Here is a 13768-nt window from a genome sequence, read left to right on the forward strand (position 1 = left end):
GAAACCAATTTTGAGGAGGAATTCACATGGAAACGCTCTCGCAATCCATCTTAACTCAAACGATTCGGCAACGCCCAGCGGACAGCTATAAAGGGACTTACGGTCGGGTAACCCTGATCGGTGGCAACCGCAACTTCGGTGGGGCCATCCTCATGGCTAGCGCCGCCGCTGTCTACGCCGGTGCTGGCCTAGTAACCACCATTACCGACCCCAGCAATCAGACCAGTCTGCACGCCCGTCTGCCGGAAGCCATGTTTGCCGACATGAACAATCATGAGCAAATGAAATCTCTAACCAATTCCGCCGATGTGGTCATCATCGGTCCCGGTTTAGGCACGGATGAAGCTGGTCTAATGGCCCTGAACACCACATTCGGTGCGGTCAAACCCGAGCAGTATCTCGTCATTGACGGCTCGGCAATCACCCTGATTGCCCAGCACCACCTGACGCTGCCCGACGCCCACTTGATCTTTACCCCCCACCAGATGGAATGGCAACGACTCAGTGGCATCCCGATCGCCGAACAAACGGTGGCTAACAACCAGCCTGCCGTGGCCAAACTCAACGCCACGGTCGTGGTCAAATCCCACCGTACGCAAATTTACACCCCTACGGCCGTCTACGAAAATCCACTGGGAACACCGGCCCAAGCCACTGGGGGCATGGGTGACACCCTAGCCGGCATGGTTGGGGGGTTCGTGGCCCAATTCTCGAATGCTACCGATGCCGTTTTGGCGGCGGTCTACAGTCATAGCGCCATCGCGGAGGAACTGGCCGAGAAGCAGTACGTGGTCTTACCCCACCAAATCATTGACGTTTTGCCTCAGTTCATGAAGGCCCACGAAGCGCTGGTTTAGATTGTCCACGGCGATACCATTAAGGTGAGCAATGATTAACGACTGCTTTTGCTTGCCAGAAGCAGTCCATGGTCGCATACTAGAAACACTTTCGGAGCTGTATCATTGACTCCCCACCTAAAAAGGAGCACTTATCTATGGACGATCTCACCTTACCTACCGCTATCACCACCTTCATCTCGGCAACCAATGCCGCGAATGCCGACCAATTTGTGGCGCAATTCACGCCAGATGCCGTGCTTAACGACTGGGGCACCGAGTATCATGGCCCGGCAGAGATTGCGAAATGGAATCAAACCGACAATATCGGCAAGCAATCTCACTTTGAGTTACAAGACTTCACGCAGGACGATGCCACGACTTGGACCATCCAACTGCTCGTGACCGGAAATGGTTTCAACGGCTCCAGTCCCTTCCGCATGACGGTTAAGGACGACTTACTAGCCAACGTCACCATTCTGCCAGATTAATCTGACCATCAAATGACAACAGGCGCCAAGCTCATTGACCGAGCTTGACGCCTGCTTTTTGTTTAACTCTCATTAGATACCCTTAGGACTCAGCTGAAGTTGTGGCCGCCAATGGTCCATTCAAGTCATCGATCTCCACTGGGAACAAGCCGCGGTAAGAACCCACGGACAGATCCACGGGCAACGTCAGCGGGCCAAAAGCCACGCGACTGACCGGACCGTTGACTGCCGTTAGGGCCAGCAACGTGGGCACCGCCGCGGTTAGATCCCGCGTCTTCACCGTAACCAAGGTCGTCTGCCGAACGGTATCCGGCACAACCTGCACCGCAGAAAAACTCAAGTCATCCGCGAGGCCCGGCAATGCCGTCACGGCGCCCGCCAAGGACACTTGCAACGTGCTAACCCACTCCTGGGCCTCAACGTCTGCTAGGAAATGGTCATCGTCACTAGCCAAAACCAAGCCGGTAGCCTCTTTGGGCAAATCCGCCAAGGCCTTTAGTGGCCGAACCTGATCCAAGGTATTGAGCAAACTCCCCAGGCTATGCGCACTGGTCGGGTCCATACTCAGTTGAAACCCAATCGGTTTGTTAAAGACCAGGTATTGGGGTTGACGCCCCGTCACGGCCATGCCGTCCACACGAACCTGATCCGCCTTCGCCACCGTGGCGAGTGGTGAATCAATCGGATCGTCATTGACGGTGACCCGACCCTGACGCAGCAAGCGTAAAATCTGCCGCGGCGTGCCTTGTCGGTGATCCGTTAAATAACGTTCAATGTTCATCGCAACTTCCTCCTAATGAATGTGCAACCGACGACGTAGACCTGCTACCCGATCGCCAATGATCGCATCGGCTAACCGGCTCTTCAACATCATGTAGACGTAGAAATAGCCACCGAGTGCGGCTGCAATGGCCGTCACTGTAAAGCTAATGACCCGGCCGTTACTGCTGAATAAACTGCCTAACATGACCACAACACGGGCAATGGCAAACGTCCCAATCGACGCCAGTAAAATGCCGTTCGTCTTCTTAGCAATCGTCGCGTAATTGATCCCGAACTGGACATCCAGCGAATGGATGATCAGGTAACAGGTCACGAAGAGGCCAATCCCGGTTGCAACCAGAGGGCCAAACGCCCCCAAGAAGTAAACCAGTGGCCATTGCACGATGAACTTCACGACCGTCCCCACCGCAAAGTAATGCACGGCGCGCCGATTTTGCGAGATTCCCTGCATCAACGCCGCCACCACCGTGTACAGTCCTAGCAGGATTGACAGGTAGGACGAGAAGGCCAGGATGGATGAGCCCAAGGCTTCCTGTGTTTGCCCATAAAAAACAATGTTTAAGGGGCGGGCCACCGCGGCCATTCCCAAAGCAGCCGGAATCATCACGAACTCAAACATCAGGAAGGCGTTCGTTAATTGCCCCGAAATTTCGTGTTTGTTGCCTCGCGTATAGGCCTCCGACAACAGCGGCACCACCGTCACGGCCAGCGCCGAGGACAGTGAAATGGTAATCATAATCAATTTATTAGCGTTCACGCCGAACAGCGCGAATAGGTCATTCAAGTAAGTATCGGAGTAGTTTCCCGCCAAATGCATGATCGGTGCAAAGGTATACTGGTCAATCAGTTGGAAGATGGTGATTCCGGCACCCAGGATGATAAAGGGCACCGCCTGCGCAATAATTTCACGATACAACTGTTTAGCTGGCACCACGAGTTCTTCGTTACTCCCCGCCACCAATGAGCGGAAGTAATCGCGACGGCGCCAATAGTAGACGCCCAGGACAATCAGACCACAAAGTGCCCCGACAGCGGCAGCCAATGTGGATTGGGAGACGGCTGAAACCCAGTCTCCCTTCATCACGTCCATAATGATAAAGGCCGTGATTAACATATAAGCCACACGGGCCAGCTGCTCAGCAAATTGTGAGATCGCGGAAGGGGCCATCTGTTGGAACCCTTGGAAATACCCCCGCGTCAGACTCATCGTGGGAATAATCAGGATGGCCCAGGCCAACGAATGCAGGACGGGAATCAGGTGCTTATCGCCACCGGTAAACATCGGTGCTCCGAGGAACAGCAATAGCGCGATAATCACCCCGGTCATGATGGCAATCACCAGGCCCCGTTTGTAGAGCCGCACACTGATACCGTACTCGTTTAAGGCATTGTAGTGCGCCACCTGCTTGGCAATCGCGGATGGGACCCCAGCAATGGCCGCAATCAGGAAGAAGCTGTAAATGTTATACCCCTTCCCATATAACGCATTGGCTTGAAGGAAGAACGACCCAAACCAAATGCTCCAGGGCACGATATAAATTGCGCCGAGAATCCGGGAAAAAATACTCCCGGCAGTCATCCACGCGGAGCCCGAGACCATTTGATCCTGCGTGCTCACGGTTTGATTTCCTGTATGATCAGACCTTGCCGACATTTGACACCCTACTTTCACTTTTTAAAATTCAATGTAATCCGGGCTTGGCAAACAGCCAAGCTAATCAAACAAACATTATACCATAGGATTTGGTTAGCAAATATCAGGTTTCGGTAAAGATTTATAAATCCCAACGCCCGACTCTGCGGTTTTCTTACCGGATACGCCGAACAGTGGTATGCTGGAAGTAGTCAAGAAACCTACTATTCAAGGAGGAATGCCATTATGACGCAAACGGCAACACCGGAGATGCAGATGTCCCCGGAAAGAGCGAAACAGGTTATCCGAATGACGAAAAGCATTCGGCAACATTTTCCAGAGTTAACGCAGGTTCCGGATGCACAGTTGATTTATGCAACCTGGCGTAGTTTTAAGCGGATCGACCAGACCAATGATAGCGATTATCAAACGATGGCTGACGTTTTCTTCCACGAATTTGACCGTCATTTACTCAACTACCAGTTCTCAAAGGCTGGGGAGGATGAAGTGGTAAAACACCGTTTCTTCGCCATCCTAACAGAGTTACTGCAATAATTACATCTCAGGTACCCTCGTCGGCCGGTTGGTCCGCGAGGGCTTTTTGTTGGAAAAGAGTGCGGAACCAAACGGTTAGCTAGTGAGCATTAACGTCATAAGTAGAAAAATCCTGGGTTTGGATTATTCTGCTTATGGGGTTAAGCGCAGCTAGCTGTTTGGCGGAACACGTTTCGGCCACAGATAATTAAAGCGATATCTCTGAGCATTAACGTCATTAAGTTAAAAAGCCCGGGCCTGGCTTTTTGGCTTGATGCGGTTAAGCGCAGGAGGCTGCCTGGTGGCGCACGTTTCGGCCATAGATAATCCAAGAGATCCCCCCGCCTTAATCACCCCAATCATCCAGAAGTAAGCAGAATACCTCAAACTCACCCCAACATGCGGTATACTAGTTATACAGTCATTGGTGGCGCTACCAATCATTTGCGAACCCTTATCTTTCACCAGGTACATTCATCCCCGGTAGCGTTAATCCCCTCATCCGGGGCACAGCTAATGACCACATGACTTAAAATGATTTAAAGTGAGGCGATTGCTTTGCGTTACTTAGCACTATTAGGAAGTCACGAACGCCACGGCATCACAGCTGGCTATCTTCAGGCCGTCTTAGATGGCTTGCCGGACACCGCTGAGGTCGAAACGGTCTTTCTACGTGATTACGATATTTATCCGGATACGAAGGAACAGACGTGTCCAGCGTTGGACGAAATCGAAGCCAAGATGGCCGCCAGCGACTTCTGGTTGGTTTGTGCGCCGACCTACTGGGGTGGGATGTCCGGCGTGATGAAGCAGTTCTTTGACTGCATGCGGTTCCGCCTCGTGCGGATGACCTCAAAAGCCGATACCCTGCCCGGCAAATACAAGGACAAGCACTATCTCAGCATGACCAGCTGCTTTGTCAGCTCCACCGAGAACTTCTTTACCGGAATCACCGATCAGACCTTCGTCACCATTGACCGGGTACTGACCGGTGCCGGACTCATCAAGGTTGGCGAATTTGTTGGCACGGGGACTTGGGGCACACACGCTCCTCGGGAAAGTAAACTGGCGGAATGCCGGCGCCTCTCCCAAAAGATTACCAACCGACCACGAAAGGATGATAACACCTTGAAACGTTACATACTACTCTTCTTCATGATCGCCATCATGGCGCTGATTACGATGGGCCTCCAGGCGTGGTGGTTCGGCGTCTTTGCGGCCGGCAAATTCTGGCTGACTTACGCCAGCTTTGTCGTTATTTTCTACGTGTTGCTGGCCAGCATCCTTCATTTCTTCACGTTTGTTCGTCACCGTCGCCGGTAGTCAGGAGGTCTCCTATGTTATTTGAGTTTACAGCAGAACCTACCGGTAAGGCCTACCGAACCTTGTTGCAAATGTGTCTTGAAACCAATGACCGCTTCGAACTGACTAGCTACAATGACTGTAAAGATATCTACACGACACGCTATCATCAGGTCATGGCCGCACTAGCCCCCGACCTCATCAACAGTAAGGCCGGCCATGCGAACGCGCTCAATACGATGGGCGGTTGGCACACCCTCGTCTTATACCGCTATCAGGCAAACAGTGTGACGGGGCGCGTGCTGAAACGGGCCACCACGTCGCTATACGACTGGGGCCGTTACGCGTCAGACAAATTGCCAGACGATTTAACCTTTTACCAAGCCGGCGTCCCAACACTGATGGTCTTAGGCCATGAGGAATACGCCTGCATGCGGACGCAAACGAAAAAAGATCGCAAACGTCTACTTGCTATCCCCGGCCTAGAGCTAGCGCCTCGAGAAGACTGGTTAGATGACTAGGCACTACGCAATAAGACTTCTAAGAATCAACTGCCAAGTCGGAAGTTGATTCTTTTTTAGCTATTGGTGATTATGGCTGGACTGACAGCGTAGCGCCCAAGCCGTCTTTTAAGAAAAAATTAATGACCGGATAAGTGTGGAAAAATCGCGACCGACCTGCCGTTTATGCCGTCTCACCTTCTCAAAAGTCCGGTAATCCGGCGCGTCTAGTTCCGACATGTATTGACAGTTGCCCCAGCCTTAACTTAAGATTAAGCTCGTAACTTTGGGGAAAGTGGGATGACTCGCAATATGAAACATCAGTATTTAAACCTAACAGCCTTCTGGATCACCACTAGCGCCCTCGTCTTGGCGGTGGTCTCAGGATTCAAGACTTGGCATCTCAGCACGGGCCTTGATGTCATCGGCGGCTTCGTCGTAACGCTTGTCTTATTGCTGTTACTCAATCATTTCTGGACGAAACAAGCCATCTACTGGATCAATCCTGCCAGTCACTGGTCGGGAACCTTCCTGCCAGGGATGCTACTTATCAGCTATCTGATTGTACAAGGCAGTAGCTTTTTTAGTACACCGCTGGCACTAGATCAAACGCAACAAACCAGCTTATTATTTGCGGGTAGTTTGGCCCTGTTAGAGGAATACCAATTTCGAGGAATTCTGTTGCCTAAGCTAATCGCCGCGGGTTCTACAAGTCTATTTAGTCGACGATTGTTGGCCGTCATCCTCAGCAGCATTGCATTTGGCATTAGCCATGCCCTCCTCTTCAATGCCGAGAGCCTGACCGTCATTTTCTGGCAATTTCTCGCGACAACGGGGATGGGCCTGGTATTAGCCACCCTTTACCTGCGAACACACTCGTTAATCTGGCCAATTGGGTTGCATCTGATCACTGACTTCTTCTTACTTGCCAGTCCTCAGGCGCTGCTGAACGTTAGCACCCCATCGCAAATTGTAGTGGCTTTGATCGTTGAGATGATTCTGGCCATTATCTTATTGGCCTGGCACTTCCCACAGACGCTGCGCAAGATCGACTAATAGTTCTAACAATCATGCTGAATTTTGAAGGCGTTGCCCTAGTGGTGATGCCTTTTTTTACAGCCTTTTTTTACACAATAAGAAAATAAATTTTGAGAGTCACTGAAACGCGTCATTTTCTTGCTCAGCTTCCTACCGATTGGGTTATATCCCACAGCTATCTTGAAGCGTAAGCGCATGCAAACCCGGCCATTTTTCACAAACTTTATAAGGCGTTCAATATGGCTTCTTGGCTCCCAAGACAACGTCTTTTCATTCTGGTATGGTAGCTCTATACCCACCATATCGTTTGAAATCAATTACCAATAAAAAAGAGTGACATCCCCTTATCAGGCATCCCACTCACACTGTTAGACGGTTATCAACCTTGCCAGAATCACCTAGGCATCCGTTTTCAGATAAGCCGCTTCAATACTATCCGTGCCCGTCGCCGCCATCAATTCCGCTGGCGTTCCGCTAAACGCCAAGTGTTTTTTCGCCAAGACCTGAATTTTAACCCGATCGACCGGCAAATGATGAAACTGATGTGTGGTCATAATGACCGTTTTACCACGCGTAATCAGCTGATTAATCCGATCCATGACGCTAACCGCCACTTTGACATCTAACCCACTCTCGGGCTCATCAAACAAATACAGATCCCGATCGAGTCGACAGACTCCCTCCAAAATAACTAAGCGTCGTTGTCCCCCGGACAAGTCACGGAAATAACTATGCGCAATCTCTTGGAGGCTGGCCGGTAATTCCGCCTCCTGAAAATGGTGTCCCGGCTGATCGAGATCAATCATCATCCTAATCGCTTCGGAAACCGTGGCCGTTCCCGTGAAAGGGGCGCCCTGCATCTGATACGCCATTCGATTCATCGGGGGAAATCCTACGAATGGTAAATCGCGCTGCTCACTGACACCCGCAATCAAATCCAGTAACGTCGTTTTGCCAACTCCGTTCACGCCTAGGAGCAAGTTAACCTTTCCAGGATCAAACGTTACCGACAAGTGATCGAATAATTGGCGACCATCCGGTAATTGGTACGAGAAATTTTGGATTTCCATGAGGCACCTCCTAATAACGACTCGTGTACGACTGCAACTTCATGTGCCGAATCGGATAAGTACCGAGCCCCACATAAACTAGCGCGACCACACTCAAAAGTCCCACGTTAGCCACCGTCAACTGTCCCAATAAGGACAGCCCCGTGCTGTAGAATTGGATCATGTATGAGCAGGGATTAAAAACGGTCAACACCACGCCCAGCAGCGAATCGGCTTGATAAGGCAGATTGATAATCGCCATAGCTAACAGGATATAGCCCGTCATCAGCAATGAGGCTAAATTGACCTTAATCGGCAGTAGCAATACGAAACTCGTAAAACCAGCAACGACTGGAATCAGAATGAAATTCAATAAAAACCCACCGACCATCATTGGAACTAACGCAAATGATGCTGGATTCAGTATCAAAACGATCACATCAAACAAAATCATTTCCAGCTGAATAAAGACGACTTGAACCAATAAATTGCTGTAAAAGATGAGCCGCTTGTCCCCAGCGATAACGGTAAACATCTTTAGAAAGTTACTTTCCCGCATACCAATTAGGCCAAATTGAAAGCCGTTCAGGACGCCGACTAGAATGATGTAAGCCCAGTAACCTAAAAGTTGACTTGCAACGTTGTGGACGCCAAAGGGATGTCCCTTAGAGCTGATGTCCGTGATCAGAAAAAAGATGGCTGGGCATAGTACCGTGTAAAATAGAATAGTCTTATCATCCCAAGTCTGTCGCAACTCAAACTTACCCAAAATTTTCAATTTACGCCACATTATAAGGTCCCCTCCCCAGCAAATCTAAAATCATTCAGTTTCCAAAATTAGAGAACAATAATATTCTAATCGTTTTATCATAATTAAGCAACTTATCCTATGCGCCATCGCAACCTGTCCCAATTATACCGGCCTGACAATCCTCGACAATAAAAAAGTGCCAGCCACTCCCACTTAGGAAAGTAACTGACACACAGAATTACGATAACACTTTAAATTTAGTTAGCGACAATGTTGACCAGCTTACCCGGCACGACAATCACCTTGCGAATGGTCTTGCCATCGGTATGCATCTTGACCGTATCGTCAGCCAAGGCAGCAGCCTCGATATCATCCTTAGCGGCGTCCTTAGCAACCTTCAAGTGGGCCCGGACCTTACCGTTAACTTGAACAACCATTTCAACCACGTCTTCGACCAATTGCTTAGGGTCGTAGGTTGGCCACTTCTCGTAAGAAATCGTCTCGTCATGACCCATCAATGACCACAGTTCTTCGGCAATATGGGGCACGATTGGTGAGATCATCTTGACGAAGCCTTCCATGTAACGCAATGGTAGGCTGTCCGTCTTGTAAGCCTCGTTAACGAAGACCATCAGTTGTGAGATAGCGACGTTAAAGCGCATGGCTTCCATGTCCTCACTCACCGTCTTCACGGTCTGGTTGTAGATTTTGTCCAACTTACCATCGTTAATCATCGTGACCCGGTCACGCAGATGGTTGTTATCATCGATCAACAAGCGCCAAACACGGTCTAACCAGCGACGAGAACCATTGATTCCTTCCGTGCTCCAAGGCTTGGAAGCTTCCAGTGGTCCCATGAACATTTCGTACAACCGTAGCGTATCGGCCCCATCCTTCTCGACAATTTCATCGGGATTGATGACGTTCCCCTTAGACTTGGACATCTTTTCGTGGTTGGTTCCCAAGATCATCCCTTGGTTAACCAGCTTTTGGAAAGGTTCCTTGGTTGGAACGACGCCGAGATCGTAGAGGAACTTGTGCCAGAACCGTGCGTAGAGTAAATGCAAGACGGCATGTTCGGCCCCACCAATGTAGAGGTCAACGGGCATCCAGTACTTCAACTTGTCAGGATCGGCAATGGCTTGATCGTTGTGTGGATCAACGTAACGCAGGAAGTACCAAGAACTCCCCGCCCATTGTGGCATGGTGTTGGTTTCACGCTTCCCTTTACGGCCATTTTCATCCACAACGTTAACCCAGTCATCCAGGTTCGCCAGTGGACTTTCACCCGTTCCGGAAGGCTCGAGTTGCTTAGCTGCTGGCAGCTTCAATGGCAATTCGTCTTCAGGAACCAACGTGGTTTCGCCATCTTCCCAGTGAATAACGGGAATAGGTTCACCCCAGTAGCGTTGACGGGAGAAGATCCAGTCACGCAGCCGGAAGTTCACCTGTTTGTGGCCGGCGTCATGTTCTTCAAGCCAGTCAATGGCCGCCTTGATGGCCGTCTTCTTATTCATCCCATTCAAGAATTCAGAGTTAATGTGTTCGCCATCGCCCGTATAAGCGGCCGTTTGAACATCGGTATCCTCATCGCCAGCAATCACTTGGACAATTGGCAGATTGAATTTTTGAGCAAACTCGTTGTCCCGGTCATCGTGCGCAGGAACGGCCATAATGGCCCCAGTCCCGTACGAAGCCAGCACGTAGTCGCCAATCCAGATTGGCAATTTCTTGCCGCTCAATGGGTTGATCCCATAGGCACCGGTGAAGACCCCGGTCTTATCCTTGTTCAAATCAGTCCGTTCGAGGTCGGACTTGCTTTCGATGGCTTCCTTGTAGGCCTTAACGGCATCCGCCTGTTCTGGCGTCGTAATTTGGTCAACCAAGGCGTGTTCTGGTGCCAAGACCATGTAGGTCGCACCGAACAACGTGTCGGGACGCGTCGTGTAGACTTCAACCTTCGTCTCTTCTTGCCCATCAACTGGGAAGAAGACACTCGCCCCCTCGGAACGGCCAATCCAGTTACGTTGCATTTCCTTGATGCTGTCCGGCCAATCCAGGTCGTCCAAATCATCAATCAAACGGTCAGCGTAAGCCGTGATTTTCAGTACCCATTGGCGCATTGGCACGCGGTAAACGGGATAGCCACCCCGCTCAGTCTTACCATCCACGACTTCTTCGTTGGCCACAACGGTCCCGCCCATGAAGTCAGGCGCCCAGTTGACCATGATCTTGTCTTCGTAAGCCAAGCCCTTCTTGTAGAGCTGTTCGAAGATCCATTGCGTCCACTTGTAGAAGGATTCATCGGTCGTGTTGACCTCACGATTCCAGTCATAGGAGAAACCTAATGAACGGATCTGCCGCTTGAAGTTCTTAATGTTGTGGGCCGTGAAGTCCTTAGGGTTGTGCCCCGTCTTCAAGGCGTATTGTTCGGCTGGTAAACCGAAAGCATCCCACCCCATTGGATGAAGGACGTTGAATCCCTGCATCCGCTTCAAACGAGCCATGATGTCGGTTGCCGTATAACCCTCAGGATGTCCCACGTGCAGCCCTTGACCAGAAGGGTATGGGAACATATCCAATACGTAATATTTCGGTTTGCTCTGGCTATCAGAGGTCTTGAAGGTATCATTGACCCGCCAGTAATGTTGCCACTTGTGCTCGATAATCTCGTGTTTGTAAGCCAAAAAACTTCGCTCCCTTTCTCAATAGACGTCGTGCCACAAAAAAAGCCCCCAGCAGCCCAAAATGGGCTCCTGCAGGGCGTCTAAGCGCGGTACCACCTACATTTCCTCGAAACAATCTCGAGGCTCATTCCGGCTGATAACGTCGCCAAACGCCCACCTTGCGGCAGAAAAGACTCGGAGATAAGTTCGTTCTTGGCGTAACGGATTTACAGCGACCATCCGCTTTCTAAATACGCCCTAGAACTACTACTTCCCGTCAACGTCCTGAATAATCAAATTGTTTTCATCTTAGCAAACCGCCCCCAGAAAAGCAAGGGGTAACGGGGATTCTTACATTCCTTTTTGCCAAATGTATGACGATGCCCTCACTAATAGTTTCATCATGAACGGCGCTGAACCCAGCCATTCTTACAGACAGGTCTCGTTCATCCCCACTACTATTGCCCCATCTCATCTTTGTGGACGTAATGTGCTATACTGATTGGGACACTGTATAACATTTCTTATACCCACACACTTAAGGAGGCGGCTCATCTTGCCACCGATTTCAAAGCTTCGCTGGCGGTTCACCCTGGCCGCTGGCATCATCTTTTTACTGGATCTCATTGGGGTGGTGTATCAACAGACTTGGCTGAGTGGCTTTGATAAATTCGTCATCGGTCTGGTTCGGCACCCACTCTCCCATGGGCTAACACAAGGGATTATAGCCATTACCAATTCAGGGAATCCGCAACCCGTAACCTGGATCACGCTACTCATTATGGCCGGTCTCGTCATTGCACGACGCTCTCGTGGTGCTCTCTTTTTAGGCTGGAACGTGCTCGTCTGGGCCGGCATCGGCAATAGTATCCTTAAACACATTGTTCGGCGTGATCGGCCCACCGTTGATCGGTTAGTGGCCGCCAGCTCCTACAGTTTTCCCAGCGGCCACTCGGTCACGGCCATGTTACTGTGGGGCACCGTCATCGTCCTGATTGGTTGGACCTTACGGCATCACCGCAATTGGCGTTGGTTACTCACAATCGTCTTTAGCCTGTGGATCGTCATCATTGGGCTGTCGCGAGTTTACGTGGGTGTCCACTACCCCAGTGACGTCGTGGCTGGCTGGTCAATCGGCTTTGTCCTGTTAACGGTCACACAATGGTATCTCACCCGTTATGGAGATGAATTATAATGAATCTACCCAATGCCTTGACCTATAGCCACACGCTTCTCAGTGAGTGCGTCGCGCCCGGTGACACCGTGGTCGATGCCACGGTCGGCAATGGTCACGACACCCTCTTTCTCGCCAACTTGGTGGGCAAGACGGGCCACGTGATTGGCTTTGATATTCAACCGGCCGCGCTTAAAGAAACCCAGACGCAGCTCACACTGACGGGGTTAGCCCCTCAGGTTGATCTGCACGCGATTGGTCACGAACACGTCGGTGATTTTCTGGAAGCGACGACGCAAGTGGCCGGTGCCATCTTTAACCTGGGTTACTTGCCGGGTGGTGATAAGACGTTGATCACGAAGCCTACCACCACGTTGGCCGCCGTCACGACACTGTTAGACCATCTGCCTCGCGGTGGCCGGATTATTCTCGTCGTCTACTCGGGGCATCCCGGTGGCCCCACCGAACGCCATGCCGTGGTTGACTTCTGCCAACATCTCCCGCAAAAACGTTACCAAGTGCTCCAGTATGGCTTTATCAATCAGGTCCACAACCCGCCATTCCTGTTGGCCATTGAACGGCGATAGGCCGCGGTTAATCGGAACCTGTTCCTATAAAATTAAAGCTTGAAAGTTTTAAAGTATCAGGTATGCCTATTCTAGCAATAACCGTCGGCCTAAAGTTGGGCAACCCAGCGGTCCCCTCGCCTTACCGGTCGGCAGATATGGACTGGAACGGGGCGAACGCAACTTGAAGCCTCGAAAATCACGAGTCTACAAGCTTGGTTTTCTACTAAGCCAGTAAGAAGATCGCTTACTGACTAAGTAGAACGACGCGCCTGAGCCCATATCTGTCGACCTCTCGGCTTACATGGTGCTCTCGGACGACTCTGAGAATCACTATAACAGTCGTTATCAGTTGGACTCCTAATCGTAACTTACAGCTATCGTCATGATAAAACGCAATCAGAGCCGGAGGAGGCCAGGGATGGAGCCGGCCGTGAAGGTGGTG

At 50.8% G+C, this 13768-nt stretch carries 13 protein-coding genes; 8 read left to right on the forward strand and 5 right to left on the reverse strand.

Going from position 1 to position 13768, the window contains the following annotated elements; all coding sequences use genetic code 11:
* Nucleotides 1–26 precede the first annotated feature (26 nt).
* Together FD28_RS12780 and FD28_RS12785 are read left to right on the forward strand one after the other, a co-directional pair.
* Entirely contained in the window at nt 27–857 is an 831-nt protein-coding gene (locus tag FD28_RS12780) for an NAD(P)H-hydrate dehydratase (protein WP_057735433.1), read from the forward strand.
* Nucleotides 858–994: 137 nt separating this feature from the next.
* Complete coding sequence (locus FD28_RS12785; protein WP_057735434.1) at nt 995–1327, forward strand: nuclear transport factor 2 family protein; 333 nt, start codon at nt 995–997, stop codon at nt 1325–1327.
* An 82-nt stretch (nt 1328–1409) separates the two neighbouring features.
* On the opposite strand, the gene FD28_RS12790 is transcribed toward FD28_RS12785, so the two are convergent.
* A complete protein-coding gene (locus tag FD28_RS12790; protein ID WP_057735435.1) occupies nt 1410–2108 on the reverse strand; it encodes a pseudouridine synthase domain-containing protein in 699 nt (232 codons plus the stop codon).
* A gap of 12 nt (nt 2109–2120) precedes the next feature.
* Nucleotides 2121–3764, reverse strand: coding sequence for a putative polysaccharide biosynthesis protein (locus tag FD28_RS12795; protein ID WP_057735436.1), 1644 nt, complete (start codon nt 3762–3764; stop codon nt 2121–2123).
* 225 nt (nt 3765–3989) lie between these two features.
* Between FD28_RS12795 and FD28_RS12800 the strand changes: the two genes are divergently transcribed.
* The 4 genes from FD28_RS12800 (at nt 3990) to FD28_RS12820 (ending at nt 7135) form a co-directional block, all read left to right on the forward strand.
* Complete coding sequence (locus tag FD28_RS12800; protein WP_057735437.1) at nt 3990–4298, forward strand: hypothetical protein; 309 nt, start codon at nt 3990–3992, stop codon at nt 4296–4298.
* Nucleotides 4299–4835: 537 nt separating this feature from the next.
* Complete coding sequence (locus FD28_RS12810) at nt 4836–5600, forward strand: flavodoxin family protein (RefSeq protein WP_057735439.1); 765 nt, start codon at nt 4836–4838, stop codon at nt 5598–5600.
* Nucleotides 5601–5614: 14 nt separating this feature from the next.
* On the forward strand, nt 5615–6100 hold the full coding sequence (locus tag FD28_RS12815; RefSeq protein ID WP_057735440.1) for a zinc-binding metallopeptidase family protein: 486 nt from the start codon (nt 5615–5617) through the stop codon (nt 6098–6100).
* A gap of 291 nt (nt 6101–6391) precedes the next feature.
* On the forward strand, nt 6392–7135 hold the full coding sequence (locus FD28_RS12820) for a CPBP family intramembrane glutamic endopeptidase (RefSeq protein WP_057735441.1): 744 nt from the start codon (nt 6392–6394) through the stop codon (nt 7133–7135).
* A gap of 380 nt (nt 7136–7515) precedes the next feature.
* Here the strand turns inward: FD28_RS12820 and FD28_RS12825 are convergent, their stop codons facing one another.
* From FD28_RS12825 to leuS, 3 genes are all read right to left on the reverse strand, one after another.
* Entirely contained in the window at nt 7516–8187 is a 672-nt protein-coding gene (locus tag FD28_RS12825) for an AAA family ATPase (protein WP_057735442.1), read from the reverse strand.
* A gap of 10 nt (nt 8188–8197) precedes the next feature.
* Entirely contained in the window at nt 8198–8956 is a 759-nt protein-coding gene (locus FD28_RS12830; protein ID WP_057735443.1) for a hypothetical protein, read from the reverse strand.
* 218 nt (nt 8957–9174) lie between these two features.
* Nucleotides 9175–11604, reverse strand: coding sequence for a leucine--tRNA ligase (gene leuS / locus FD28_RS12835; RefSeq protein WP_057735444.1), 2430 nt, complete (start codon nt 11602–11604; stop codon nt 9175–9177).
* 535 nt (nt 11605–12139) lie between these two features.
* Here leuS and FD28_RS12840 point away from each other — a divergent pair.
* Complete coding sequence (locus tag FD28_RS12840) at nt 12140–12778, forward strand: phosphatase PAP2 family protein (RefSeq protein ID WP_057735445.1); 639 nt, start codon at nt 12140–12142, stop codon at nt 12776–12778.
* A complete protein-coding gene (gene mnmM, locus FD28_RS12845) occupies nt 12778–13344 on the forward strand; it encodes a tRNA 5-(aminomethyl)-2-thiouridylate-methyltransferase MnmM (RefSeq protein ID WP_057735446.1) in 567 nt (188 codons plus the stop codon). The genes FD28_RS12840 and mnmM overlap by 1 nt, the downstream gene beginning before the upstream one ends.
* Nucleotides 13345–13768 lie beyond the last annotated feature (424 nt).

The sequence above is a fragment of the Levilactobacillus hammesii DSM 16381 genome, from assembly GCF_001434395.1.
GTDB classification, from domain to species: domain Bacteria; phylum Bacillota; class Bacilli; order Lactobacillales; family Lactobacillaceae; genus Levilactobacillus; species Levilactobacillus hammesii.